General features: G+C 60.4%; 30 protein-coding genes and 1 riboswitch. Of the genes, 19 read left to right on the top strand and 11 right to left on the bottom strand.

The window, feature by feature from the left end:
• The first annotated feature begins 1 nt into the window (after position 1).
• Positions 2 to 439, top strand: a complete 438-nt coding sequence (locus ATK23_RS07870) for an OsmC family protein (protein ID WP_066140532.1) — start codon at positions 2 to 4, stop codon at positions 437 to 439.
• 288 nt (positions 440 to 727) lie between these two features.
• Positions 728 to 1,948, top strand: a complete 1,221-nt coding sequence (locus ATK23_RS07865; protein ID WP_066140530.1) for a mechanosensitive ion channel — start codon at positions 728 to 730, stop codon at positions 1,946 to 1,948.
• An 81-nt stretch (positions 1,949 to 2,029) separates the two neighbouring features.
• Here the strand turns inward: ATK23_RS07865 and ATK23_RS07860 are convergent, their stop codons facing one another.
• A complete protein-coding gene (locus ATK23_RS07860; protein WP_167550498.1) occupies positions 2,030 to 2,989 on the bottom strand; it encodes a GNAT family N-acetyltransferase in 960 nt (319 codons plus the stop codon).
• 79 nt (positions 2,990 to 3,068) lie between these two features.
• Positions 3,069 to 3,173, top strand: a riboswitch (TPP riboswitch).
• On the opposite strand from ATK23_RS07860, the gene thiO reads away from it, so the two are divergent.
• The 7 genes from thiO to ATK23_RS07825 all read left to right on the top strand — a co-directional run bounded on the left by thiO (position 3,171) and on the right by ATK23_RS07825 (position 9,582).
• Positions 3,171 to 4,298: a glycine oxidase ThiO gene (thiO, locus tag ATK23_RS07855; protein ID WP_066141343.1), complete on the top strand. Its 1,128-nt coding sequence runs from the start codon at positions 3,171 to 3,173 to the stop codon at positions 4,296 to 4,298. (Overlaps the previous riboswitch by 3 nt.)
• Entirely contained in the window at positions 4,295 to 4,540 is a 246-nt protein-coding gene (gene thiS, locus ATK23_RS07850; protein WP_052253651.1) for a sulfur carrier protein ThiS, read from the top strand. The genes thiO and thiS overlap by 4 nt, the downstream gene beginning before the upstream one ends.
• A 2-nt stretch (positions 4,541 to 4,542) precedes the next feature.
• Positions 4,543 to 5,364: a thiazole synthase gene (locus ATK23_RS07845; protein ID WP_066140524.1), complete on the top strand. Its 822-nt coding sequence runs from the start codon at positions 4,543 to 4,545 to the stop codon at positions 5,362 to 5,364.
• Positions 5,361 to 6,506, top strand: coding sequence for a molybdopterin-synthase adenylyltransferase MoeB (gene moeB, locus ATK23_RS07840; protein WP_066140521.1), 1,146 nt, complete (start codon positions 5,361 to 5,363; stop codon positions 6,504 to 6,506). Before ATK23_RS07845 ends, moeB begins: the two co-directional genes overlap by 4 nt.
• Before the next feature lie 30 nt (positions 6,507 to 6,536).
• The gene (locus tag ATK23_RS07835) at positions 6,537 to 7,109 is read left to right on the top strand and encodes a GNAT family N-acetyltransferase (RefSeq protein ID WP_245858497.1); all 573 of its coding nucleotides are present in this window, start codon (positions 6,537 to 6,539) and stop codon (positions 7,107 to 7,109) included.
• A gap of 147 nt (positions 7,110 to 7,256) precedes the next feature.
• Entirely contained in the window at positions 7,257 to 9,164 is a 1,908-nt protein-coding gene (gene typA, locus ATK23_RS07830) for a translational GTPase TypA (RefSeq protein WP_066140514.1), read from the top strand.
• The gene (locus tag ATK23_RS07825) at positions 9,145 to 9,582 is read left to right on the top strand and encodes a hypothetical protein (protein ID WP_066140511.1); all 438 of its coding nucleotides are present in this window, start codon (positions 9,145 to 9,147) and stop codon (positions 9,580 to 9,582) included. The genes typA and ATK23_RS07825 overlap by 20 nt, the downstream gene beginning before the upstream one ends.
• A 76-nt stretch (positions 9,583 to 9,658) precedes the next feature.
• Here ATK23_RS07825 and ATK23_RS07820 read toward each other — a convergent pair whose 3' ends face one another.
• Both ATK23_RS07820 and ATK23_RS07815 read right to left on the bottom strand, forming a co-directional pair.
• Positions 9,659 to 10,168, bottom strand: a complete 510-nt coding sequence (locus tag ATK23_RS07820; protein WP_066140508.1) for a helix-turn-helix domain-containing protein — start codon at positions 10,166 to 10,168, stop codon at positions 9,659 to 9,661.
• Between the two features lie 126 nt (positions 10,169 to 10,294).
• The gene (locus ATK23_RS07815) at positions 10,295 to 10,519 is read right to left on the bottom strand and encodes a putative acetyltransferase (protein WP_245858333.1); all 225 of its coding nucleotides are present in this window, start codon (positions 10,517 to 10,519) and stop codon (positions 10,295 to 10,297) included.
• A 232-nt stretch (positions 10,520 to 10,751) separates the two neighbouring features.
• On the opposite strand from ATK23_RS07815, the gene fdxA reads away from it, so the two are divergent.
• The 4 genes from fdxA to ATK23_RS07795 all read left to right on the top strand — a co-directional run bounded on the left by fdxA (position 10,752) and on the right by ATK23_RS07795 (position 14,337).
• On the top strand, positions 10,752 to 11,075 hold the full coding sequence (gene fdxA, locus ATK23_RS07810; protein ID WP_013349521.1) for a ferredoxin: 324 nt from the start codon (positions 10,752 to 10,754) through the stop codon (positions 11,073 to 11,075).
• Between the two features lie 12 nt (positions 11,076 to 11,087).
• Entirely contained in the window at positions 11,088 to 12,203 is a 1,116-nt protein-coding gene (gene dapC / locus ATK23_RS07805) for a succinyldiaminopimelate transaminase (protein ID WP_066140501.1), read from the top strand.
• 98 nt (positions 12,204 to 12,301) lie between these two features.
• On the top strand, positions 12,302 to 13,588 hold the full coding sequence (locus ATK23_RS07800) for a citrate synthase (protein WP_038990615.1): 1,287 nt from the start codon (positions 12,302 to 12,304) through the stop codon (positions 13,586 to 13,588).
• A gap of 140 nt (positions 13,589 to 13,728) precedes the next feature.
• Positions 13,729 to 14,337: a hypothetical protein gene (locus ATK23_RS07795; RefSeq protein WP_157066363.1), complete on the top strand. Its 609-nt coding sequence runs from the start codon at positions 13,729 to 13,731 to the stop codon at positions 14,335 to 14,337.
• A gap of 76 nt (positions 14,338 to 14,413) precedes the next feature.
• Here the strand turns inward: ATK23_RS07795 and dapD are convergent, their stop codons facing one another.
• Positions 14,414 to 15,367, bottom strand: coding sequence for a 2,3,4,5-tetrahydropyridine-2,6-dicarboxylate N-succinyltransferase (dapD, locus tag ATK23_RS07790; RefSeq protein WP_066140498.1), 954 nt, complete (start codon positions 15,365 to 15,367; stop codon positions 14,414 to 14,416).
• Between the two features lie 82 nt (positions 15,368 to 15,449).
• Here dapD and dapE point away from each other — a divergent pair, with 82 nt between their 5' ends.
• Positions 15,450 to 16,526, top strand: a complete 1,077-nt coding sequence (dapE, locus tag ATK23_RS07785; RefSeq protein ID WP_066140494.1) for a succinyl-diaminopimelate desuccinylase — start codon at positions 15,450 to 15,452, stop codon at positions 16,524 to 16,526.
• Positions 16,527 to 16,622: 96 nt separating this feature from the next.
• On the opposite strand, the gene ATK23_RS07780 is transcribed toward dapE, so the two are convergent.
• The 4 genes from ATK23_RS07780 to ATK23_RS07765 form a co-directional block, all read right to left on the bottom strand.
• The gene (locus tag ATK23_RS07780) at positions 16,623 to 17,534 is read right to left on the bottom strand and encodes an amino acid ABC transporter permease (protein ID WP_066140491.1); all 912 of its coding nucleotides are present in this window, start codon (positions 17,532 to 17,534) and stop codon (positions 16,623 to 16,625) included.
• Positions 17,531 to 18,208, bottom strand: coding sequence for an amino acid ABC transporter permease (locus ATK23_RS07775; RefSeq protein ID WP_038990609.1), 678 nt, complete (start codon positions 18,206 to 18,208; stop codon positions 17,531 to 17,533). Before ATK23_RS07775 ends, ATK23_RS07780 begins: the two co-directional genes overlap by 4 nt.
• Before the next feature lie 140 nt (positions 18,209 to 18,348).
• Positions 18,349 to 19,179 carry a glutamate ABC transporter substrate-binding protein gene (locus tag ATK23_RS07770; RefSeq protein WP_066140488.1) on the bottom strand — a complete coding sequence of 277 codons (831 nt, stop codon included), beginning with the start codon at positions 19,177 to 19,179 and terminating at the stop codon, positions 18,349 to 18,351.
• A gap of 31 nt (positions 19,180 to 19,210) precedes the next feature.
• Positions 19,211 to 19,942: an amino acid ABC transporter ATP-binding protein gene (locus ATK23_RS07765; protein ID WP_038990719.1), complete on the bottom strand. Its 732-nt coding sequence runs from the start codon at positions 19,940 to 19,942 to the stop codon at positions 19,211 to 19,213.
• 177 nt (positions 19,943 to 20,119) lie between these two features.
• On the opposite strand from ATK23_RS07765, the gene ATK23_RS07760 reads away from it, so the two are divergent.
• The 3 genes from ATK23_RS07760 (at position 20,120) to ATK23_RS07750 (ending at position 21,544) form a co-directional block, all read left to right on the top strand.
• Complete coding sequence (locus ATK23_RS07760; RefSeq protein ID WP_066140484.1) at positions 20,120 to 20,905, top strand: LOG family protein; 786 nt, start codon at positions 20,120 to 20,122, stop codon at positions 20,903 to 20,905.
• A gap of 3 nt (positions 20,906 to 20,908) precedes the next feature.
• Positions 20,909 to 21,253 (top strand): DivIVA domain-containing protein, encoded by a 345-nt coding sequence (locus tag ATK23_RS07755; RefSeq protein ID WP_038990606.1) that lies wholly within the window; start codon positions 20,909 to 20,911, stop codon positions 21,251 to 21,253.
• A 123-nt stretch (positions 21,254 to 21,376) separates the two neighbouring features.
• Positions 21,377 to 21,544 carry a DUF3117 domain-containing protein gene (locus ATK23_RS07750; RefSeq protein ID WP_013349509.1) on the top strand — a complete coding sequence of 56 codons (168 nt, stop codon included), beginning with the start codon at positions 21,377 to 21,379 and terminating at the stop codon, positions 21,542 to 21,544.
• Between the two features lie 95 nt (positions 21,545 to 21,639).
• Here the strand turns inward: ATK23_RS07750 and ATK23_RS07745 are convergent, their stop codons facing one another.
• Positions 21,640 to 22,305 (bottom strand): O-methyltransferase, encoded by a 666-nt coding sequence (locus ATK23_RS07745; protein WP_066140481.1) that lies wholly within the window; start codon positions 22,303 to 22,305, stop codon positions 21,640 to 21,642.
• A 138-nt stretch (positions 22,306 to 22,443) separates the two neighbouring features.
• Here ATK23_RS07745 and sigE point away from each other — a divergent pair, with 138 nt between their 5' ends.
• Positions 22,444 to 23,061 (top strand): RNA polymerase sigma factor SigE, encoded by a 618-nt coding sequence (sigE, locus tag ATK23_RS07740; protein WP_038990605.1) that lies wholly within the window; start codon positions 22,444 to 22,446, stop codon positions 23,059 to 23,061.
• A 77-nt stretch (positions 23,062 to 23,138) separates the two neighbouring features.
• Positions 23,139 to 23,540, top strand: a complete 402-nt coding sequence (locus tag ATK23_RS07735; protein ID WP_038990604.1) for a sec-independent translocase — start codon at positions 23,139 to 23,141, stop codon at positions 23,538 to 23,540.
• A gap of 14 nt (positions 23,541 to 23,554) precedes the next feature.
• Here the strand turns inward: ATK23_RS07735 and ATK23_RS07730 are convergent, their stop codons facing one another.
• Positions 23,555 to 24,658, bottom strand: coding sequence for an Mrp/NBP35 family ATP-binding protein (locus ATK23_RS07730; RefSeq protein WP_066140475.1), 1,104 nt, complete (start codon positions 24,656 to 24,658; stop codon positions 23,555 to 23,557).
• Between the two features lie 3 nt (positions 24,659 to 24,661).
• Positions 24,662 to 25,270 carry a DUF1003 domain-containing protein gene (locus tag ATK23_RS07725; RefSeq protein ID WP_038990602.1) on the bottom strand — a complete coding sequence of 203 codons (609 nt, stop codon included), beginning with the start codon at positions 25,268 to 25,270 and terminating at the stop codon, positions 24,662 to 24,664.
• Positions 25,271 to 25,286: the final 16 nt, after the last annotated feature.

Genomic DNA, 25,286 nt, shown 5'->3' with positions numbered 1-25,286 from the left:
TATGAGTGAAAATAGCCGTGAAATACGGGAAGTCAGCATCAAACGCGTCGAATCACGCAAGTACCAAGCCACCAGCCTGGAATCCGGCGCCAGCCTGGAATTCGGCCAGGGCGAAGGGCTGCTGACGCCGGTGGAGCTTCTGCTGGCTGCCATTGCCGGGTGCTCAGCGATCGATGTTGATGTGGCGACTACCCGCAGAAGCGAGCCTGAGAACTTCGAGGTCAAGGCGAGCGGCTACAAGGTCTCCGAGGACTCGGCTAGCCGAATGGAAGACATCCGCCTTGGCTTTGATTTGAAGTTCCCCGATACCGAGGAGGGGCGCAAAGCGGCCGGCATGGTTGAACGCATCGTCAAGCTATCCCATGACAAGTACTGCACGGTTTCTCGCACCGTCGAGCTAGGTGCCTCAGTGCAGAGCGAAGTCCTCAACCAGGCCTGATGCATTTCGTGCGGATCCCAGATTGATAATGGCCAATGGCTGACTCCGCAACAGCTTCCAAGGCAATTCACGACTTCGAGCGCGACACGAATTTCCCAACATTGCGTGAATCAGTTGTCGTTATGGCTTGATTGTTCGAAAAACGTTGAATCCAGTGTGAATGAATCATGAATCCGCAATTCGGGGTATGAAAGTCCGTCGATTCAAGCTGGCAGTACGGGTCTTTGCCCTAGTCAGCGGAGAACCTTCATCGTAGGGTCAGATTGTCCCTACGTTGAAGGAGCAGCAATGCAGTCTGAGAACGTTTTAGGCAATATCGACTGGGCGTCGATGCTACAAAAGGTTGGCATCGCGCTAATCATCCTCATCATTACGTGGCTTCTCGCGCGCATCGTTCGGTGGGCTGCCGCCAAATTGGTGACCAGGGTGAAGTTCCTGCAGAAGCAGGGCAATGACGGAGAGCAAATAGGCCAATCTCTGGGCAAGGTTGCGGGACTGATCGTCTGGCTGTTCGGCCTCGTGGCAATCCTGCAAGTATTCGCGCTATCTGAAGTGCTATCGCCGGTGCAGGGCCTGCTCGGCGGCGTCATGGCCTTCATCCCCAACCTCATCGGTGCGGGCTTCATCTTCTTCATCGGCTACGTGATCGCCAATATCGTTCGCCAGCTGCTGAAGACCGGTTTGGGAACTGTCGACTTCAGCGGGCTGGTCCGCAAATTGACCCCAAGCGATGAACCGGTTGACGAAGTCCAGTCTCGCGAGTCCCAAGCGAAGATCGTTGACATCATTGCCAATATCGTCTTCGCCTTGTTCCTGCTCGTCGTTGCCATTTCGGCACTGCAGGTCTTGGGCATCGCGGCAATTTCGGACCCTGCCCAGCAGATGCTGCAGCTTGTCTTCACCGCAATACCGCAGGTCATCATGGCCTTGGTGCTCTTGGCCGTCGGTATTCTGATTGCCAAGTTCGTCGGCCAGCTGCTTGAATCAACCCTTCACGGGGTGGGCACCGACTCCGTTGTTGCCCAATGGGGTGTTGTTCCCGAAGGCAAGAGCGCTTCGGGAATCATCGCTGGCATCGTCAAGATTGCCATCGTGCTGTTCTTCGGCGTGATGGCGGCCCAGATGCTGAACTTCCCGGCGATCACCAACATTCTCAATGAAATCCTGGCCTTGGGCGGCAAGATTCTCTTCGGCGCAGCAATTATCGCCGCAGGTTTCGTCATCGCCAACGTTATTGGCCGTTTCTTGGGCGACACCACCGCTTCAAAGATCATCCGCTACACGGCAATTGCGTTGTTCGTGGCAATGGGCTTGAAGTACATGGGTATCGCTGATTCGATCATCAATATGGCCTTCGGTGCAATCGTCATTGGCGCGGCTTTGGCCGCGGCGCTGGCCTTTGGACTTGGTGGCCGCGATGCTGCGGCTCGCACGCTGAAAAAGATCGAGGCCAATCAGGCCACCGACGGCCGGGATTCGACGCCGCCGGCATCAACTCCAGGCATCTAGCCAATATCACTAAACCTGAGGGACAGATAAAAAGTCGCGGAACCCGAAACCGGATTCCGCGACTTTTTGTTGCCCGCCAAGCTACGGCTGCGTGCTCCACGGCAACGGCACTACGTCGGGGACCTGATCAGTCCGCAACCGCGCGTAGGCGTACACGTCAACGCGTTCTCCAGCAACCAGGAACTTACCGCGCTCGACACCCTCGCGCAGGAACCCGTTGCATTCGGCAACACGCTTCGATCCAGGATTGTTCGCCCGAAGACCTAGTTCCAAACGGTACAAACCGAGCTCGCCAAACAGGTGGTTCACCAAAGTAGCCACTGCGCGAGTGGCCAGAGACCTCCCGCGGTAGTCCTGGTTCATCCAATACCAAACCCATACGTTCTGATTGGCTGGATCGACAGTACCGCAGACCAAACCGACCAGCCGGTCTCGATAGGCGACGGCCAAAGCCTGCTGCCGTTCGCCGGCCTCCATCAGGGCACGCACGTACGATGCGGCCTTTTCCGGAGTGTCGGCATCTCCTTGGCGATCCATATCGGCATTGGAGGAAAAGGCTTCGAAAACAGCTTCGGCATCCGATTGGCGCAGCCTGCGAACCGAGAAATCGTCGTCGACTAATGCGGCCTTGTTCGGTTCTGCAAAAGAAAGCTGCCGCGCAGCGGGCGTGCCCTGATGGAAGAACAGCTGCCAGCGATCCTGCTCATGGATCCACAGCGAACTGCGCTCGCTGGCGGATCCCGATAGCAACCTCCAGCGCAGAAGCACCGCTTGATCGGCAACCTGGATTGCTACGGGGCTGCCGACTTCCCGAGATCCGGAATCCCGTTCCGGCTCCTGGGCCAGCTGGGCAATGATCGACTCGCGATCGTAGACACGGCCGCTGGCACCCACTTCGGAGAACTGCGGATGCAAGTACCGTTCCAATTGCCTTCGGCTATGGCGCTGGCTGGTTTCCAAGAGCTCCTGCTCCAACGAAATGATCGTGTTGGACAACGCAGATCCCTGGGGAAGCACGCGGGGGAAGTCATGAGATGCCATGTCAACTAGTACATCACAGAAGATGACGGAGCTGCGGTTGCTCCAGTTCGACTTTATGAGCTGGATCATGCCTATAATCGCAGTACTCCGCGGGAGCCTGAATCGACCAGGCTGAGAGGGCACCGAGCCGACCGCTACACCTGATGCGGGTCATGCCGCCGTAGGAAGGATGCGTGCTCTCGTGCATGTGAATATTGTTGGCGCCGGAATCATCGGCCTGTCAGTTGCGTTCGAACTGGAATCACGGGGACATACTGCCACCCTCATCGATCCAGCACCAGGCCAAGGTGCAAGCTACGCGGCAGCCGGAATGCTGGCCCCGGCAGCTGAAACGGTCTGGGGCCATGGCCCGCTTCACGAGCTGCTTGCCGCCTCGAATGCCGCCTATCCAAAGTTCATTGAGCGCATCGAATCCGTGACCGGGCAACGCCCGGACTACCTGCAGAACTCAACCCTCGTCGTCGCGGCCGAACCGGCTGACCGCGAAGCCCTGCATGAGCTGGCCGAACTGCAAGTTTCCCTCGGCCTGTCAGCGGAAAAGCTTTTGCCCAGCCAAGCCCGCAAACTCGAACCAGCCTTGGCCGCGAATATAGCAGGCGCAGTCCTATGCCAAGATGACCACCAAGTCGACCCACGGTCAGTCGTCAAAATCCTGCTTGATCACCTGCGTGGCCGCCTGATCGAGGAGCGGGCGCAGGCGCTGGTGGGCGACGGGAGCCGAACCAACGCGGTACGCACCGCATCGGGCAAGATCCTCGAAGCGGATCAAACCATCGTGGCCACCGGACTGGGCACCATTGACGGCCTGGACCGGGTGCCGGTGCGCCCCGTCTACGGAGATATTCTCCGGATCCAGGGGCCAGCCGGTCCGCCATTGATCACCCGGACCATCCGCGGCATCGTGCACCGGGAGCCGGTGTATCTCGTGCCGAGAAAGGACGACAGCCTCGTGCTTGGAGCCAGCGTCCGGGAAGACCGCCAGCCTGCAGTGAACATCGGAGCCATGCACCTACTGCTGGACAATGCACGAAAGCTCATCCCCGGCATCAGCGACTGCACGCTGAACGAGGCAACTGCCCGAGCCCGTCCCGCCACACCTGATGACCGTCCGCTGCTGGGGCGCATTGACCCGGGCCTGGTGCTTAGCACCGGATACTCCCGGCACGGAGTACTGCTGGCTCCGCTGGGCGCAACACTCACCGCTGACCTTATTCACGGAAATGGAACGCACCCCTTGCATCAGGCTGTGAATCCACACCGCTTCGCCACAGCAACCCAGACCAACCACCGAACGGAGCAGCATCCATGAAAAGCATTGGCATCAAGTTCAATTCCCGGGAACTGAACCTGGACGAAGGAATCACCCTTCGCGAATTCATCAGCATGCAGATCGGCAAGGATCTGGATAGCAACTCGGCGGCCGTGGACGGCAGCAAGCTTGGAATAGCCGCCGCGGTCAATGGCGCTGTCATCCCGCGCAGCGCCTGGAACAGCTACACGCTGGCCGAAGGGCACAGCATCGAACTCGTTACCGCAGCCCAGGGAGGCTAGGCGTGGACACGCAAAACATCACCGAACTGGACATCAACAGCGATCCATTCCAGGTTGCAGGACGCACCTTGTCTTCGCGCTTGATCCTCGGCACCGGGGGAGCGAGTTCGCTGACCACCCTGGAAAGCGCATTGCAGGCCTCTGGAACCGAACTGACTACCGTGGCCATCCGACACTTTTCGGCGGCAGGCGAGTCCAACGTGTATGACTTGCTGCAGCGCAACAACGTGATTGCGCTGCCGAATACCGCTGGATGCTTCACCGCCCGCGACGCGATCCTCACCGCGCACCTGGCCCGCGAAGCGCTGGAAACGAACTGGATCAAGCTCGAAGTGATTGCGGACGAGCGCACGTTGCTGCCTGATCCGCTGGAGCTGCACGCTGCCACCGAACAGCTGGTCGCCGATGGATTCCAGGTCTTCGCCTACACCAACGATGATCCTGCCCTTGCCCAGCGCCTCCAGGATGCCGGTGTCGCGGCCATCATGCCAGCCGGCGCACCAATCGGATCCGGCCTGGGTATCTTGAACCCGCACAATATTTCCACCATCGTCTCCCGGGCCCAGGTGCCGGTCATCCTGGACGCCGGAGTCGGCACCGCCTCTGACGCCGCCCTGGCCATGGAGCTCGGCTGCGATGCCGTGCTGCTGGCCAGTGCGGTGACGCGGGCGCACAACGCGCCGCTGATGGCGATGGCCATGAAGGATGCGGTGCGTGCCGGACGAGCCGCACGGCTCGCGGGCCGGATCCCGCGCCGCGACACCGCCCTGGCATCCTCGCCCACCGAAGGCATGATGCAGACCCTGGTCGGTGACTTCTCGTGAACCAGCCAGCATTGGTAGCCCCGGGGCCGGAGCTGGCATCTGAAGAATTGGCGCGTTATTCCCGGCATCTGTCGCTTCCCGGCGTCGGCGAAGAAGGGCAACGCAGGATCGCCAATGCCAAGGTGCTGGTAATCGGAGCCGGGGGACTGGGCAGCCCCATTGCCAGCTACCTGGTCGCCGCGGGGATCGGCACCCTCGGGGTCGTGGACGACGACACGGTTGAACTGTCCAACCTGCAACGCCAAACCATGCACAGGCAACAGGACGTAGGCCGCTTGAAGGTGGAATCGGTCCGCCGGATGGCCCACGAGCAGAACCGGAATGTCCGGGTTATCGCCGTGGATGGCAAACTGGATGAGACCAACGCCGTGGCGCTTTTCAGCGACTACGACCTGGTCATCGACGGCAGCGACAACTTCGCCACGCGCTACCTGTCCAACGACGCCGCAGAAATCACCGGCACCCCACTGGTCTGGGGGACGCTGTTCCAATTCTCCGGGCAGGTGTCCGTCTTCGACCCGCGCACCGGTCCGATGCTGCGCGATCTTTTCCCTGAAATCCCTGATGCGGACTCCGTGCCCAGCTGCGCCGAGGGCGGGGTCTTTGGCGCCCTGTGCGGCGTCATCGGCTCGGTGATGTGCACCGAGGCCCTGAAGCTCATCACTGGAATCGGCACCACGCTCAGCGGAAAACTTTGGCTCTACGATGCACGGGAAGCCAATGTGCGAACACTCAATTTTGCCAGGGACCCGCAACGCGAACCGGTGAGCCGGCTGGGCGAGTACCAGCCAGCGTCCTGCGCTGTCGATGGGCATGTTCCGGAAATTTCCGTTGAGCAACTGGCGGACCTTGAAGCGGAGGAACCGGTGCTGCTGGTGGATGTGCGTGAAGCCTGGGAACGCGAGATCATTGCGATCCCGCACAGCCAGCCCCTGCCGCTCGCGCAACTGGAAGAACAAGGACTGGGAGGGCTCGCGCAGGGTGCCTCGGCGATCGTGTTCGTCTGCAAAACGGGTGTCCGTTCACAGCGGGCGGCGCGGATTGCCAGGCGGGATCTGCAGCCAGCCGTCCAGGTGTACAGCCTCAGCGGCGGCACCGTGGAATGGGCCAGGCAGGTTCAGGGGCAGCAGGTGGCCTACTAGCGCCCGGCCTTGCAGTGCCTGCGCTTCTTGGTGCCGGCCCAGCTCTGGCATACTTGCGCCATGGCTATGGGAATTGTGCTGGAGATCCGTGAATTGGAAATCGGCGACGAACAGCAGGCAATCGATGCCCATCATTTGATGCTTGGCGATGATTTCGAGTTCTTGCCCACCTGGACTTCCGCTGAGGCTTGGGAGGACTATGCCTACCGGATGAAGGCAGGGCGCCGTGGCGAGCACATCCCCGAAGGATGGGTTCGCTCGGCGCTGTTTGCCGCCTTCGACGACGGGGAACTGGTGGGCCGTGTATCTGTGAGGTATGAGCTCAACGAGGGCCTGCTTCATTACGGCGGGCATATCGGCTATGGTGTAGTTCCCGAGTATCGTCGCCGTGGTGTGGCACAGCAACTGTGCAGATTCGGATTGCAGGAACTGCGCGAAACAGGAATTGAGCGCGCTCTGGTTACCTGTGCTTCCGATAACATCGGTTCAAGATCGACCATTGAGAAATGCGGCGGATTGCTGGACGCCAAGCTTCCGGAAATTGAAGCCAGCCATGGCGCCGGCACGCTGCGTTTTTGGATACCTACCCAGTCGATCCGCTGAATTTCTCGCGACCGGTACATGAAATTTCTGTATGTTCTGACACAGATCAACAGACTATTAGTCTCGAGAGCGTAAACTGGATTGTTGGGTCGACTTTGGCCCCGACTCCACAGACCCAAATTCTCGAGCGGAAGTGAGCCTTCACGCATGTCAGCAAACACCATTACTCGCGATGAACTTCGCAATGTAGCCATTGTGGCGCACGTTGACCACGGCAAGACCACCCTGGTCAACGCCATGCTCCAGCAGACCGGCGCATTCGACAGCCATGGTGAAACCGAAGACCGCGTGATGGACTCAGGTGAGCTGGAACGCGAGAAGGGCATCACCATTCTTGCCAAGAACACCACCGTGTTCTACAGCGGCCCAGCGGCCGAGGGCAAGAAGATGACCATGAACATCATCGACACCCCGGGCCACGCCGACTTCGGTGGCGAGGTTGAACGCGGCCTGTCCATGGTCGACGGCGTTGTTCTGCTCGTCGACGCATCCGAGGGTCCGCTGCCGCAGACCCGCTTCGTGCTGCGCAAGGCGCTTGGCGCCAACCTGCCAGTGATCATCGTGGTCAACAAGACCGACCGCGCCGATGCCCGCATCGACGGCGTCGTCTCCGACTCCATGGATCTGCTGCTCGGCCTGGCCTCTGACCTGGCTGACGAAGCTCCGGACCTGGATCTGGATGCCATCTTGAACGTCCCCGTGGTCTTCGCTTCGGGCAAGGCCGGCTACGCGTCGATGAACCAGCCAGTTGACGGTACCCTGCCTGACAACGAAGATCTTGAGCCGCTGTTCGAGACCATCATCAAGCACGTTCCTGCGCCGACCTATACCGAGGGCGAAGTCCTGCAGGCCCACGTCACCAACCTTGACGCTTCGCCATTCCTCGGCCGTCTTGCACTGCTGCGCATGATCAACGGCACCCTGCGCAAGGGCCAGCAGGTCAACTGGGCACGCCAGGACGGCACCATGAAGCAGGTCAAGATCACCGAACTGCTGGCCACCCAGGGCCTGACCCGCGTTCCAGCTGAAGAAGCCGGACCGGGCGAGATCGTTGCAGTCGCCGGTATCGAAGACATCATGATCGGCGAAACCCTCACCGACCTGGAAAACCCTAAGCCGCTGCCGCTGATCACCGTTGATCCACCTGCGATCTCCATGACCATCGGCATCAACACCTCGCCACTGGCTGGCAAGGTCAAGGGCGCCAAGGTCACCGCACGCCAGGTCAAGGATCGCCTGGACAAGGAACTGATCGGCAACGTTTCGCTGAACATCCTGCCAACCGAGCGTCCAGACGCTTGGGAAGTCCAGGGCCGTGGCGAACTGGCACTGGCCATCCTCGTTGAGCAGATGCGCCGCGAAGGCTTCGAGCTGACCGTTGGCAAGCCGCAGGTTGTCACCAAGATGATCGACGGCAAGGTCCACGAGCCAATGGAGCGCATGACCATTGACGTGCCGGAAGAGTACCTGGGCGCTATCACCCAGCTGATGGCATCGCGCAAGGGCCGCATGACCGACATGGCCAACCACGGTACCGGCTGGGTTCGCATGGAATTCATGGTTCCAGCACGTGGCCTGATCGGCTTCCGCACCCGATTCATGACCGAAACCCGTGGTGCCGGCATTGCCGCTTCGCTGGCCGAAGGCTACGAGCCGTGGGCAGGCGCCATCGAGTACCGCATCAACGGCTCGATCGTGGCCGACCGTGCCGGCGTGGTGACTCCATTCGCGATGATCAACCTGCAGGAACGCATGAGCTTCTTCGTGAAGCCAACCGAAGAGGTCTACGAGGGCATGATCGTGGGCGAGAACTCGCGCGCCGATGACATGGACGTGAATATCACCAAGGAAAAGAAGCTCACCAACATGCGTGCAGCTTCCTCGGATTCCTTCGAGAACCTGACCCCGCCACGCACCCTGACCCTGGAAGAGTCGCTTGAATTCGCTCGCGAAGACGAGTGCGTTGAGGTCACCCCGGAAGCAATCCGCATCCGCAAGGTGCTGCTGAACGCCAACGACCGTGCCAAGGCCAGCCGTGCACGCGCACGCTCCTAATAATCGCAATTCCCTCGGAGGCAACTTCTCCGCGCTGTGGCGCGGTGCGGTTGCCGCCGTGGCTGCAGGATTGTTCGGCACGGCAATCCACGCCTCCATCAGCTATATCGGCAACGATTTCCCGCTGGTTTGGGGCGTGCTCGTTGCCTGGCTCCTGCTCGGAGTACTGGTGTACTGGGCTGCGGTTTCTTCCGCGAAGCTGTGGGCCGGTGCGGTGGCGTTCATCGGATGCTATGTGACTGTTGGCCTGATTTCCTATGTGGGCGACGACCAGCTGATCTTGGGCATGCAGTACTACGAGTACCTGCCCGGACCGGCGTTGGCCTCTGCACTGTGGATGTACGGAATGGTCATTCCATCGGTGATTGCCTTGCTGTGCTCCTTGCGGGTGTTGCGCAAGCGGCAACGGCAGAATTGAAAAACAGTAGGAGTTCTTCCCCAACGGGAGGAACTCCTACTGTTTTTAATAAGGTTTTGGGGAAGCGGTGACCGGCCTACTGGCGGTCACGCGCATTGCCGGTGATATCCAGATGGTGGGCCAAGAACAGCGAGGTGGCCACGCCATCGGGATCCGGGTCGCGTACTGCGTAGTCCTCGATAACCGCCCGCAGCCGGCTCATCAGTTCCTTCTGGTTTTCTTCATTGAGTTTCAGACCCAAGCGGATGACCTGTATTTCCTGCGGATCAAGTCCCTCGATTTCCTGCAGGAAGGTGTCCACGAGCATCGGAGCCGCGTCGGGAATGCGGGTGCCCCAGGACTGCTTGGTGCTTCGATAGGGCACTTCTTTGGCACCGCGGTTGCCTCGGCGCGGTTCTTCCGCGGCGAGGTAGCCGTTGCTGACCAGGGTGCGCACGTGATGCAAGGACGTGGCGGGATTCAAATCCAGAATGTCCGCAATTTCCTTGTTCGTGCGTGACTCATGGAGGCACAAGCGCAAGATGCGAAGCCTCAGCGGGGAGCTGAGGGCTCGTGCTCGCGATTGGACAAGTTTATCGGAGGGCATGAAAACAGCATACGCGAAAAGTGCTAAGTGATTGGAAGATTCAAATCGCATGTCTTCCCAAGCCGGATCAACGCAGCTGCGACCCGGATAAGTGGCATCGTGAAAATCTTGCGGCTTGCTAGGACGCTATTCGCTGCGCGGGACGCGGGGCCTGCGGCGCGCCGGAGCCTGCGGTACCCGCTTGGCGTGGGTGATCGCCGCGCGGGGGATGCGTACCAGCTCGGTGCGGGTCTGGATGCTCACCGATTCCTCGGTCACTTCCCTCAGCTCTCCCAACGCGTCGGAAAAATGTCCGCCGGCCTGGCCCTCGGCCAATCGGTAGCGGACAACTAGCCGTTCACCGGGCGTCACATCACTAAAACTAAGCATTTGGAAGCGTCATCTTTTCGTAAGAAGAATTCATTTGCACCACGGGAAGCTGAAATGTGAATGGTCGATTACGTCACAGCGCGCCGATAGGCGGTTCGATGAATGGTTATACAGGACTAGACTGTAGTTTGAGCTGGTAAAGGATTCAAAGAGCATCTGCTGAAACCACTAGCTCTGTTGAAACCACCCAGTGCAAGGAAAGGTCTCGGCCCTCGTGACTTACATCATCGCTCAGCCGTGCGTCGACGTGAAAGACAAGGCGTGCGTCGAAGAGTGCCCGGTAGATTGTATCTATGAAGGTGAGCGCTCGCTCTACATTCATCCGGATGAATGTGTTGACTGCGGCGCCTGCGAACCTGTCTGCCCCGTCGAAGCCATCTACTACGAAGATGATGTGCCGGACGAGTGGGCCGACTATTACAAGGCAAACGTCGACTTTTTCGACGAACTTGGATCCCCGGGCGGCGCCGCTAAAATTGGTAACACCGGCACTGACCACCCACTGATCAGCGCCTTGCCACCTCAGAACCAAGGCTAGGTTTTCACTTTCATGCTTGAACTCCCCGATTACCCCTGGAACCAGCTTGCCCCGTATCGCGAGCAAGCGTCCGCACATCCGGGGGGAGTCGTGGACCTGTCGATCGGCACGCCCATCGACAGCACGCCGCAGGTCATCCAGCAGGCGCTGGCCGACGCTGCCAACTCGCACGGCTACCCCACCACGCACGGGACCATTGAGGTCCGCCAAGCCATCGTCGACTGGTTCGCCCGCCGACGCAACGTCACCGGATTGGGCACCGATGATGTCATGCCGACGGTTGGCTCCAAGGAAATGGTGGCGTGGCTGCCGTTGTTCCTGGGCCTGGGCGCTGGCGATATCGTGGTCCGTCCCGAAATCGCCTACCCGACCTATGACATCGGTGCCCAGCTGGTCGGCGCGACCCCTATCGCCACCGACGACCTCTCGGAATTGACTGCTGAGCAGCGCGAGCGCGTGAAGCTGATCTGGGTCAACTCGCCTGGCAACCCGACCGGAAAGGTCCGCGATACCGCCCAGCTGGCAGGCATCGTGGCTCAGGCCCGCGAAATGGGTGCCGTCGTCGCCTCCGACGAGTGCTACGCGGAACTGGGGTGGGATGAATACGAGGGGCAGGTGCCCAGCATCCTGGACCCGGCGGTCAACGGTGGAAACCTCGATGACCTGTTCGCGCTGTATTCGCTGTCGAAGCAGTCCAACCTCGCCGGATACCGCGCCGCCTTCGTTGCCGGTGCTCCCAATCTGATGCCGTCTCTGGTCAATAGCCGCAAGCATGCTGGCATGATCGTTCCCGGTCCAATCCAGCACGCCATGGTGGTGGCCCTGAAGGACGACGAGCATGTCGCGGCGCAGCGCGAGCTGTACCGGGCACGCCGTGACATGCTGCGGCCGGCGCTGGAGAATTTCGGCCTGTCCATCGAGGATTCGGTGGCGGGCCTGTATCTGTGGTGCACCGCTGGGCGTCCGAGCTTTGAAACCATCGGGGCGCTGGCGGAACTGGGCATCGTGGCCGGTCCCGGGGCCTTCTACGGCACCGCCGGGGAACGCCACGTGCGCGTGGCGCTGACTGCATCCGACGAACGGATCGCGGCTGCCGTTGAACGGTTGAATTCTTCCGCCAATCGGTGAAGATGAAGCCCTAATTAGCTTGAATGGGTCAAATCGCGGTATGTTCTACGGTGACGACTGACCTTTCGGAACTACACGCTTTCCGGTTAGGAGATGCAATGACAGATACTACGTCTGCACAGCTACACTTTGGAGAATCCAGCCTCGAGCTGCCGGTAATTCAGGCAGCAGAGGGCAACGACGGATTCGGCGTAGCCCCACTTTTGAAGACCACCGGGAACGTGACTTACGATCCCGGCTTCATGAATACCGCGGCCACCAAGTCCGCGATTACCTACATCGACGGCGACGCAGGCATCCTGCGCTACCGCGGGTACCCAATCGAGCAGCTGGCCGAGAAGTCCAGCTTCATCGAGGTCACCTACCTGCTGATCTACGGCGAACTGCCAACTGCCGACCAGCTGGCCGAGTTCGACAACTCGTTGCGCCGCCACACCCTGCTGCACGAAGAGCTCAAGGGCTTCTTCGGCGGCTTCCCTCGCGACGCGCACCCGATGCCGGTGCTGTCCTCGGCTGTTTCGGCCCTGTCAACCTGGTACCAGGATTCGCTGGATCCGAAGGATGACGCACAGGTTGAGCGTTCGACCCTGCGCCTGCTGGCAAAGCTTCCGGTCTTGGCCGCGTACGCGCACAAGAAGTCCATTGGCCAGGCGCTGCTGTACCCGGACAACTCGATGAACATGGTCGAGAACTTCCTGCGCCTGTGCTTCGGCACCGCTGCCGAGCCGTACATCGTGGATCCAGACGTGGTCAAGGCTCTTGACCTGCTGCTGATCCTGCACGCTGACCACGAGCAGAACTGCTCGACCTCCACCGTGCGCCTGGTTGGCTCCTCGGAAGCCAACATGTTCGCTTCGGTTTCGGCAGGCATCCACGCGCTGTCCGGCCCGGCCCACGGCGGCGCCAACGAAGCCGTCCTGAAGATGCTGCGTGAAATCCAGTCTTCGGGCATGACCCCTGAAGAGTTCATGACCAAGGTCAAGAACAAGGAGGACGGCGTACGCCTGATGGGCTTCGGCCACCGTGTGTACAAGAACTACGATCCACGCGCCAAGATCATCAAGAAGACCGCTCACGACCTGCTGGCAAAGCAGGGCAAGAACGAGCTGCTTGATATCGCGATGAAGCTGGAAGAAACTGCGCTGAACGATGAATACTTCATCTCGCGCAAGCTCTACCCGAACGTAGACTTCTACACCGGCCTGATCTACACCGCCATGGGCTTCCCGGAGAAGATGTTCACCGTGCTGTTCGCCATCGGCCGCCTGCCAGGCTGGATCGCGCAGTGGCGCGAAATGATCAAGGACCCGGAGCTGAAGATCGGCCGCCCACGCCAGCTGTACATGGGCGAAACCGCTCGCAACTACCCGGGCTACCAGGCCTAGGCTAGCTGCCGGATTCCTGCGGCAGGACCTGTCTTCCCACGATAGTGGGGGACAGGTCCTTCCCTGTTTTAAGCGGTATTTCGGGAGTATCCTTTGAGGCAGAGGAAACGACAAGTGTGCCGAAGAATCAGGTGGTATGCATGTACTTACGTCGTGGAAATTATTGGTCGCTGGCCATAAATACCAATCAGAACATGCTGATGGCGTTGTACCTGCGCGAACTCTCAGGCGTCCACCCCGCGGAGGCCGGACCCAATAGCCGGCTTGCTTCCAATATCAAGAACCGCAACACGATTGACGACTCGCACGGACAGCTCAAGCAGGAATGGAGTTCCTGGTGGGATTCGCTGACCGCGGTGGCGCCAGCCAGTGAACCGGAGGCCAGCGATGCACTGATCAAGCGGCTGGAAGACGAGGGTTACCCGGCCCTGGCCCGTCTGGCGCGGGCACACTACGGCCAGGCCACGGTGTTCGCCCAGCAGCATGCCCAGGACTTTGCAGAAAACAGCGGCAAGTACGTGCCGCACCGCATGGATGAGCTGGAGCGGATCCTGATTGACCACGGCGTGGAACACGATATGCAAGCCACTCGGCAGGAGATCCACCTCATTGACGTGCCCTTGGACGAGCCCAGGGCTTGGCTGACTGGCCGGGCAACCATCGTGGCCAGCACGTCGCTGCTGCGCGACTCCAAGGCTTTCCACGGCTTCATCCAGCCCATGGTGACCATCATCTTTCCCGGCGGCTAGCCGAGCAGCAAGAAACTGGGCAATAAAAACTGGCAGACCACTTTCGTGATCTGCCAGTTCGAATGCAACAGGAGAATTAGTTGGCGTGAAGCGCGCTGTTCAGCTCAACGGTCTGGCCTGCGCGTGGCAGGGCCTCAACAGTGCCGGTGATCGAATTGCGGCGGAAGAGCAGGTTTGGCACGCCGGACAGCTCCAGTGCCTTGACCTGCTTCTCGCCCAGCACCACACGCGTGCCGGCGGTGACGTACAGGCCAGCTTCGACCACCGAGTCATCGCCGATCGAGATGCCCACACCGGCGTTTGCCCCCAGCAGCACGCGTTCGCCGATGACAATGCGTTCCTTGCCGCCACCGGACAAGGTGCCCATGATTGATGCGCCGCCTCCAACGTCCGAGCCATCGCCAACAACGACCGATGCCGAAATGCGGCCTTCCACCATCGAGGTGCCCAAGGTGCCGGCATTGAAATTGACGAACCCTTCGTGCATGACGGTGGTGCCCGAAGCCAGGTGGGCGCCGAGGCGCACACGTCCAGCGTCGGCAATGCGCACGCCGGCCGGAACCACATAGTCGACCATGCGCGGGAACTTGTCCACGCCGTACACGGTGACCGCACCACGAGCGCGCAACTTCAACCGGGTCGTTTCGAAGCCCTCGACCTGGCAAGGACCGAAATTCGTCCATACGACGTTTGCCAGATGGCCGAAGATGCCGTCGAGGTTGATGCTGTTCGGCTGGACCAGGCGGTGCGATAGCAAGTGCAGGCGCAGCCACACATCGGCGGTGTCAGCCGGAGCTACATCAAGATTAATGGTCAGTGAAACTACCTTCTGGGTGGTGCCGCGGGCTGCATCATCCTGCGCGGCGGCAGAGAGTTCACCGGAGAGCTCTTCAGCTTGGGCGAGTTCGCCCAAGACTGGAGCCGGGTACCAAACATCAAGGATCGTTCCATCGGATGCGACCGTTGCAATGCCATGCGCTGAGGCTAAACGGACAGATGATTCGCTGGATGTCACAGATTCTGAAGTCATACACCGATCGTATCTTTGCTGACCGGAGTAACGTTGATAAATGACAAAAAAGTGAAGCTAGAGACTCAGGACGTAGCCAGCCGTGAACGAATTGGACCTGCAACAAGACGTTGCCCTGCTCACCGAGCAGATCATGAATATTGAATCCGTTTCCGGCAATGAGCAAGAGCTGGCCGACAAGGTGCACCACGCGCTGCAGCAGCTGGCGCATCTTGAGGTCCATCGGGACCAGGACGCCATCGTGGCGCGCACCAGCTTTGGCCGCGAACGCCGCGTCGTGCTGGCCGGGCATCTGGACACCGTGCCGTTGCCACGCACCGAGGGCGCCAAGGGCACCGTCCCCGCACAGGTCATCGGCGGGGTGCTCTATGGCCGCGGTGCGACGGACATGAAAGGCGGGGTTGCCGTGCAGCTTGCCCTGGCGGCAGAGCTGACCGACGCCAAATACGATGTCACCTACGTCTTCTACGACCATGAGGAAGTTGAAGCGGCCAAGTCCGGATTGGGCCGGCTGGCCAAGAACAGCCCGGAACTGCTGGAAGCTGACTTCGCGATCCTGCTGGAACCGACCAACGGCACCGTCGAAGGCGGGTGCAACGGAACCAGCCGCTTCGTCATCCGCACCCGCGGCAAGGCGGCCCATTCGGGACGCGCATGGATGGGGCATAACGCGATCCACGACGCGGGGGAGATCCTGCAGCGGCTGGCTGCCTACCAGCCCCAGAGCATCACCGTCGAAGGCCTGGACTACCGCGAGGGAATGAACGCAGTCCGCATTGCCGGCGGCATCGCGGGCAACGTGATTCCGGATTACTGCGAGGTGGAAGTGAACTACCGATTCGCCCCGGACAAGACGCTGGCCGAGGCTGAGGCCGTTGTCCGCGAGCTTTTCGATGGCTTCGATATCGAGCGCACCGATGGCGCCGATGGAGCCAAACCGGGATTGGACCAGCAGATTGCCGCGGACCTGATCAAGGTGCTGGGCCAGGAACCCAAGCCGAAGTACGGCTGGACCGACGTGTCGCGCTTCTCGGCCTTGGGAGTTTCGGCAGTGAACTTCGGCCCAGGAGATGCGCTGCTAGCACACAGCGATGATGAGCATGTACCGCAGCAGGCCATCCGTGATTGCCTGCAGAGCCTGCGCGCGTGGCTGCGCTAGCAATGCCCTGTCACTGAGCAATTGTCGTGGCAAGAAAAAATCTCCGTACCGTGTGGTTGATGCCCAAGCGGTACGGAGATTTTTCTGTTGCGGTGGCTAGGCCTTGGGATCTTCGCGATCCTGGCCCGCTTGCGTGCCCAAATCCGCTGGGGCTCCAACCACTGCCGCCGCCGGGTTGGCGGCTGCAGTCTTGTCCTTCTTCACCCGGCTGCTCAAGCGGCGCGAGACGATCACTGCCAGCTTGCTCAGGGTGAAGTTGATGATGATGAAGATCGCCGCTGCCACGATCAGAGCCTGCAGCACATTGCCGTTCGGCGAGGAGTAGGTGCGGGCGAAGAACAGCAGCTCGTTGAAGCTGATGATGTAGCCCAGGGCCGAGTCCTTCAAGATCACCACGAACTGGCCGATCAGCGCTGGCAGCATGGCCACCAGTGCCTGCGGAATCTCGATGTAGCGCAAGGACTTGCCGCGGGTTAGGCCGATCGCGATACCGGCTTCGCGTTGGCCCTTGGGCAGATTGTGCACTCCGGAACGGACCAGCTCCGCAACTACCGAGCCGTTGTAGAAGATCAGTGCCGCGACCACGGCCCACATCGCGGTATCTCCTGGCAGCTGCAATGAGCGGGAGAAGAAGACGTTGAAGAACACGATCATCAGCAGCACTGGAACCGCACGGAAGAATTCGACAATCACGGTGGATACACCGTTGATCAGCTTGTTCTGCGCCAGGCGTCCAACACCGAAGATCAGGCCGAATATCACGGAGCCGACGATGCCGAAGATGGCGGCCTTGACGGTGTTCCACAGGCCTGGAAACAGGTAGTTCTTCCACGTGCTTGAGTCGATGAAGTCATCCCACTGGGAAGCCTGCATCTGGTCCTTGGCGGCGAGACCCAAAATGATCCAGGCCACGATGCCCAAGGCAATCAGGGCACCGATGATGTTGACAGCCAGGATGCGGCGCCGGGCCTTGGGCCCGGGAGTATCGAAAAGAATCGAGGCGCTCATCGTGCCACCGCCAGTTTCTTCGAAGCCCAAGTGGTCAGCAGTCCCACCGGAATAACGATGATTACGAAGCCCACGGCGAAGGTCAAGAAGATCGGGATGACGATATCCGCGCGGAATTCGATCATGGTCTTCATGACCGAGGAGGATTCGGTGGCTACCGAACCAACAGCTGCGACCGTGGAGTTCTTGATCAAGGCAATCAGGGTGTTGCCCAGCGGCACGATCGCGCCGCGGAAAGCCTGCGGCAGGATCACCATGCGTGCTGCGGGCAAGAAGCTCAGGCCGATGGCACGGGCAGCTTCAGCCTGTCCCAGCGGAACCGTGTTCACGCCGGAACGGATGGCTTCGCACACGAACGCCGCATGGTAGACCGCAAGGCCAAGGACGGCCAAGCGGAAGAAGTTGTTCTGGAAGTCTGAGCTGAGCACGAATCCCAGCTGGCCATAGAGCGCCAGCACGCAGAACAGGATGATGATGGTCAGCGGCGTATTGCGGATCAAGTTGACGTAGCTGGTGCCAATGGCCTGGAAGCTCCCGACCGGGGAGATGCGCAGCAAGGCCAGTATGGTGCCCAGAACGAGGGCGCCAATGGCGGCCCAGAACGTTAGTTGGATATTGACCCAGAAAGCTCCGGGAATGTCGTACTCAGTGAATATGGATAAATAGTTCTCCACTGCAAGCCTCTGTCTCGATGGCCGGAAGACCGGCCAAGTGGCTATGGGTCCGATACCTGCATCAGCCGGTTACCGGAAAAACGCAGATTGCAGATGGGGGCCAAACACGCTGCGTTTGACCCCCATCGCATCAGGTGCTGCTAGGCGCAGGAATCCGAAAGGGTTGGCGGGTTGGTCTCAGCGTTTGGCTTGTAGCCGGTGCCTTCGGTGTTCTTGTCCAGAGCCTTCTGCCATTCGCCGGACTCGATCATCTTGGTGATGGCCGCGTTGATGTCGGCGCACTTGTCGGTGCCATCAGGCAGGCCCACACCGTAGTTCTCTTCCGAGAACGGCGCGCCAACAACCTTGAACTTGCCCTTGTAGGCTGGCTGCGCAGCCAGGCCCGCGAGGATGATGTCATCGGTGGTCACCGCGTCAATGGTGCCGCCGCTCATCTGGGTGGTGCACTCTGCGTAGCCCGGAAGCTCCTGCAGGTTGGTGTTCTTGGCGTAGTTGTCCTTGACCTTCTGGGCCGAGGTGGAACCGGTGACCGAGCAGAGGTTCTTGCCGTCAAGATCCTCCGGCCCGGCAATATCCGAGTCGGCTGGAACCAGCAGGTCCTGGCCGGCGACGAAGTACGGACCGGCGAAGTCGACGACCTTGTTGCGCTCATCGGTGATCGAGTAGGTTGCGAAGATCATGTCGACCTGGTCGTTCTGCAGCATGGTCTCGCGGTTGGCGGACGGCGCTGAAATGAATTCGATCTGATCCTCGGTGTAACCCAATTCGTTGGCTACGTACTTGGCGACGTCCACATCGAAACCGGTGTAGTTATCGCCGTCCTTGAAGCCGAGGCCTGGCTGGTCGAATTTGATGCCGATGCGGATCTTGTCGCCGTCGGCTTCGCTGTCGCCGGAGCCGCCGCATGAAGTCAGGGCCAGGGCCGCGACGGCCGCCATTGCGGCTACTGTACCGAAACGAGTCTTGCGCATTGTTCCTCCTAGTGGATGCGTGATGATGAAATCAGTGGTTGGTAATCAGCTTGCCAAGGAAGTCCTTGGCACGGTCGGATTTGGGATTGGTGAAGAATTCTTCCGGTGCGGCCTGCTCGACGATCTGGCCGTCGGCCATGAAGATCACGCGATCCGCGGCCTTCCGCGCGAAGCCCATCTCATGGGTGACCACGAGCATGGTCATGCCTTCCTTCGCCAGTCCGACCATGGTGTCCAGGACCTCGTTGATCATTTCCGGGTCCAGTGCGCTGGTCGGTTCGTCGAAGAGCATGACCTTCGGCTTCATGGCCAGCGCGCGGGCGATCGCCACACGCTGCTGCTGGCCGCCGGAAAGCTGCGCTGGCAATTTTCCTGCCTGGTTGGCCACGCCGACGCGCTCCAGCAGCTGCATTGCCAAGTTCTTCGCTTCGTCCTTCTTCATGCCCTTGACCTTGATCGGACCGAGGGTCACGTTTTCCAAGATCGACTTGTGGGCGAAGAGGTTGAAGGACTGGAAGACCATGCCGACATCTGCACGCAGATTGGCCAGCGCCTTGCCTTCTTCGGGAAGGGTCTTGCCGTCAATCTTGATGGTGCCTTCGTCGATGGTTTCAAGCCGGTTGATGGCGCGGCATAACGTCGACTTGCCCGAGCCGGAAGGGCCGAGGATTACAACAACCTCGCCCTTGGTGACTTCGAGATTGATGTCGTTGAGCACATGCAGCGCGCCGTAGTGCTTATTGACCCCAGTCAGCTGGACGATAGGGCCGTCAGAAGAAGCCTGAGCCTGATGATCGCTTTTCATGCTGTAGACATTACTTGATGTGACGTCGACTATGCGAGCCTTCGACCACGTCACACCGAGTTGTTATCAAACTGTTCTTCAATCAGCGGTAGGTCACATCCAAGGATGGGCAGAACTAACCGATAGAGTGAAGGCATGGTTCATCAGCGTAAGAGTGAAGAAAATGCCCGGCTCGGGCAAAAGCGCCACATCGAAGCGAGCTGGCCAGGGAAGCAGCCAGAAGATCAGCTTGACCACTATCTCCTCGATAGTCCGCAGGCAGATGTCACGCACACCGATGTGTGGCGCGTGCTGCGGATCCAATCGGAATTCGTCAGCGGTTTTGGAACCATGGCCGATACCGGACCCGCCATCGCAGTTTTCGGTTCGGCGCGCACTGATCCAAGCAGCCCGTACTACGCGATGGCCGAGCGTGTCGGCAGCCGCCTGGCCGAGGAAGGCATCACCACGATCACCGGTGGTGGCCCCGGCGCAATGGAAGCCGCCAACAAGGGTGCCGCCGAAAAGGACGGCATCTCGGTAGGCCTGGGCATCGAGCTACCCTTCGAGACCGGGCTGAATGCCTCGGTGAACAAGGGCCTGAACTTCCGCTACTTCTTCGTGCGCAAGACGATGTTCGTGAAGTACTCGCAGGGATTCATTGTGCTGCCAGGCGGTTTCGGCACCCTTGATGAACTCTTCGAAGCGCTCACCCTGGTTCAGACCAAAAAGATCACCAGCTTCCCGATTGTGCTTGTCGGCACCGACTACTGGGGCGGCTTGGTGGACTGGATCACTAGCACGCTCGTTGCCGAGGGCACCATATCGCCGGCTGATTTGGACCTGTTCACGATCACCGATGACCCCGATGAAGCAGTTAATCTGGTGCTGCGCGCGCATCAGGAAAACCAGAAGGTCGGCGACTTGGCGAGGGGACAGTAACCGATGCCAACGCTTCTGATTGCCATTGCGGTATTGCTGGTTGGCGCGGTCGCGCTGCTGCTCTCCAGCCAGCGGAAGAACGTGCCGGCCGGCCGCCACTTCGAATCCACCGGTGAGGCCATCACTGGATTGGTCGAGCACCAGGCATCGCTGCCTCCGGTGCTGCTGCCCAAGAATCCGCGAGCCGAAGACGTGGACAAAGTCCGCTTCTCCCTGGGCTTGCGCGGCTACCGTTGCGACCAGGTCGATGATGTGCTCGATGTCCTGGCGGCCGAAATTACCAACCTAGAGAATACGATTCGTGACTTGGAGTCACGGCGTGTGATTAGCGACACGAACGAAAATTAGTAATAATAAGAGATAAGTGTCCCAACTCAGCCGGGATTCCTTGCTGACGATGGACTAGGCATTCGGTTGCATGCGTGGCAAGTGCCAACGCATGCGTTAGCCACAGACGAAGGGAACAGCTTAATGGCTGCTATGAAGCCACGCACCGGTGACGGGCCTATGGAAGTCGCTAAGGAAGGCCGCAGCCTCATCTTGCGCCTGCCAATCGACGGAGGCGGACGACTGGTGGTCGAGTTGAACAACGACGAGGCAACCGAATTGCGCGAGTGCCTGCTCAAGGTCACCGAGTAGGGTTGCTCAAGTTCCAGCTTGGCCGCACGAGGTGTTCGTGCGGCAATTGAGGACCGGCAGAAGTGTCGGTCCTTCGTTTTGCCTGAAAATGGCTGCTAGCGCCGCGTGGCCGGCTTGGCAGGCAGGACAGTTGCCACGAACAATCCCTGCTCGGTGGGGAGAAGGTGCGTTTGCAGCCGCGGATCCTCTCGCATCATGCGCAGTGCATCTCGGGTCGTGACGGTGGAAGTCCGTCGCACCGCGGGCTTGGCCAGGCGGTGCTCGTCGAAGGCATTGTTCACGATGATCACGCCGCCGGTTCCCACCAGCCGCTTGGCTTCTGCTACATATTCGAGCAGTAGTTCGGCGCCGGCATCGATGAGCACCAGGTCGTAGGCGTGGTCCGCCAAGCGCGAGAGGACGTTCTCCGCGCGCTCATTGATGATGCGGGCGCGGGCCGATGGGATTGTCGAGTCGCGCAGGCCCTGCCGCATCGCATTGGCGTGTTCCAGATCCGGTTCGATCGCGGTCAGCGTCATGGCGCTACCCATGGCTTCCAGCATTGCCAAGGACGCGACACCCACGCCGGAACCGATTTCCACGACGTTGCGCGGCTGGCGGAGGGTGCACAGCAGCTGCAGCATTGAGCGGCCCGCCGGGTCAATGCACCGCACGCCCAGGTCTTCCGCGCGCTCGCGAACCGCGGCGACATGCTCCGGCTCGTTGACGTGGGTCTGGGCGTAGGTCCAGCTCGCAAAGAGTTCTGGATTCATCGAAGGCATCTGCGGTGGTCCTCAAAAGTTGAATTGGCGTGGCCAGTATCAATCGTACCTACGCCGTTACCCGAAATTGTTGAACTTGCAGGTTCTCGCGCAGAGGATTCTTAGCTTCAGCTCAGCTTCCCATTTCATACTTGGAGTGTGAACAATGCACGAAGTGAATCTGTTTCTGCTGCTGCGACTGGCGAAACCGCGACCCCGACCTGGGACCAGATGGTCCAGGAGCATGGGCAGCGGGTTTTCCGTTTGGCCTACCGGTTGACTGGCAACCGCCAGGATGCCGAGGACCTTTCCCAAGAGGCTTTTGTTCGCGCGTTCAAGGCACTGGAGAACTACACTCCGGGAACCATGGGCGGGTGGCTGCACCGCATCACCACGAATCTGTTCCTGGATCAGGCGCGGCGCAAGAGCAAGATCCGCTTCGATCGTTTCGCCGAGGGAAGCGAAGACCGGATGCCCGGTACCGCTGTGACCCCGGAACGCTATTTCGAATTCAACAACCTGGATGTCGACGTGCAAGAGGCCTTGCGCGCCCTGTCCCCGGAGTTCCGTGCGGCCATCGTCCTGTGCGACATGGAAGGCTTCTCCTACGAGGAAGTCTCACGCATATTGGACGTGAAGCTAGGCACGGTGCGCTCGCGAATCCACCGTGGCCGAGCCATGCTGCGAGACGCGCTGGCTCACCGCAATCCGGCAAATCGCCCAGCCAAGACCATGTCGTTGCCACGCATCCCGCGAGGCTTGCGCGCCGCCAGCTAACCCCGTTCACCGGGTGTTCACCGTTGGCATGGCGCGGTGACTTCGTCAGTCGCTCTGGAACAAGGTAATCTTCTTACGTGGATCTTTTTGGTATTAATGGTGGCGAGTTTGTCGTTCTCGCCGTGCTTGCGGTCGTTATTCTGGGCCCCGAAAAGCTTCCCGAGTACGCCAAAAAGCTAGCGAACCTGGTCAAGGAAGTGCGGCGCATGGCCAATGGGGCCAAGGAGCAGCTGCGCGAGGAAGTCGGCGACGAAGTTGCCGATATCGACTGGAAGAAGCTGGATCCCCGCCAGTATGATCCTCGCCGAATCATCAAGGAAGCGCTTATCGATGAATTCGATGATGCCGTGAATGTTGCCAAGGGTGCCCCTGCCAAGACGGTGGCCCCGGCTCCGGTGCGTACCGCGGTTCCTTCCATCACCACGCAGCAGCAGCTGGGCGCCAACGAACCGGCTCCGTTCGACTCCGAAGCAACCTAGGCCTGCAACCCACTTTAGAAAGTCATTGGCAGCGATCGCCCGGCAAGTCCGCGCGGTCGCTGTTCCAATTTTCCTGCAAGCTCCCGCATCGCCGCGGCGGCCGGAGCATCCGGGGTGCTGAGCACCACCGGCTGGCCGTGATCCGAGCCCACGCGTACGGATTCTTCCAATGGAATCTGGGCCAGCAGCTCGACCGGGTATCCCAGTTGCTGGCTCAGCGAGTCGCTGAGCTTGGCGCCACCGCCGGAACCGAAGACCTCCAGGCGCGTGCCGTCGGGCAGCTGCAGGAAGCTCATGTTCTCCACCACGCCGATAACCTTCTGCTTGGTCTGCAAGGCGATGGTGCCGGCACGTTCGGCAACCTCTGTCGCAGTGGACTGCGGGGTGGTGATCACCAGGAGCTCGCTATTGGGCAGCAGCTGGGAAACTGAGATCGCCATGTCCCCGGTGCCGGGCGGCAGGTCGAGGAACAGGTAGTCCAGGTCGCCGAAGTAGACATCCGAAAGGAACTGTTCCAAGGCGCGGTGCAGCATCGGTCCACGCCAGATCACCGGCTGGTTGGAATCCAGGAACATGCCAATGGAAATGACCTTCACCCCGTGCGCTACCGGAGGCAAGATCATCTCATCCACCCGGGTGGGGTTCTGCGAGATTCCCATCAACGAGGGAATGGAGAAGCCGTGGACATCGGCGTCGATCAGTCCGACCTTCAGCCCCTGGGCTGCCAGCTGGCAGGCAAGATTCGCGGTCAGCGACGACTTGCCGACTCCGCCCTTGCCGCTGGCCACCGCGATCACCCGGGTCAAGGACGCAGGGTCGGAGAACGGCGTGCGGCGGCTGGCCAGGGACTCGCGCAACGCTGCCCGCTGGTGCGGATCCATGACACCCAGCTGCACCTCGACGTGCTGCACGCCGGCGACGGCCAGCAGGGCCGCGGTGGCATCCTGCTCGATGGTGGAGCGCATCGGGCAACCGGCGATGGTCAGCAAGATTTTCACCGTGGCCGTGCCATCGGCCAATTCAGCGGATTCCACCATGCCCAGTTCGGTGATCGGCCGGCGAAGCTCCGGGTCGTTGACTTGTGCGAGGGCGGCGAGGAGTTCTGGGGTGTTGCTCAATGCTCAGTTGTTCTTCCGGTGCTGGCTCTGCTGGGGCTTGACGGTTTCGATCATCCCGGTTTGCGGCTGGGAGTTCTTGTTGCCGCCTTTTTTCTTGGCGCGCAGGTGCAGCTCTTCGCCGTCGGTGGTTTCCAGCAGCTCTTCAAGGACATTGCGCAATTCTGAACGGACGTAGTCGCGGGTGGCGACATCGCGCAGGGCCAGACGCAGGGAAGCCAGCTCGCGGGTCAGGTACTCGGTGTCGTACAGGTTGCGTTCTGCACGGGCGCGGTCCTCGGACAGCGAGACGCGGTCGCGGTCATCCTGGCGGTTCTGCGCCAGCAGCAGCAGCGGAGCCGCGTAGGAAGCCTGCAGGGAAAGCATCAGCGTCAGCGCGGTGAAGCCGATGGTGGCATCGTCGAAACGCCAATTGATCGGCGCGACCGAATTCCAGATCAGCCAGAAGGCGCAGAATACCGTCATGTACAGCAGGAACTGCGGGGTGCCCATGAAGCGGGCGAACTTCTCCGTGGCCGAACCGAAGAGGTCGGGGTTCGGGGAGAACCGCGGCCAGAAGCGTTGCCGTGCTGCAAGCGGGGTATCCAGGCCATTACTCTTGCGCTGCTCAGCCATAGCTGGAACTCCTTTG

This window comes from Glutamicibacter nicotianae, from assembly GCF_002797775.1.
Classification (GTDB): Bacteria; Actinomycetota; Actinomycetes; order Actinomycetales; family Micrococcaceae; genus Glutamicibacter; species Glutamicibacter nicotianae.
The sequence above is the reverse complement of the archived record's forward strand: the minus strand, read 5'-3'. Positions and strand labels throughout refer to the sequence as shown.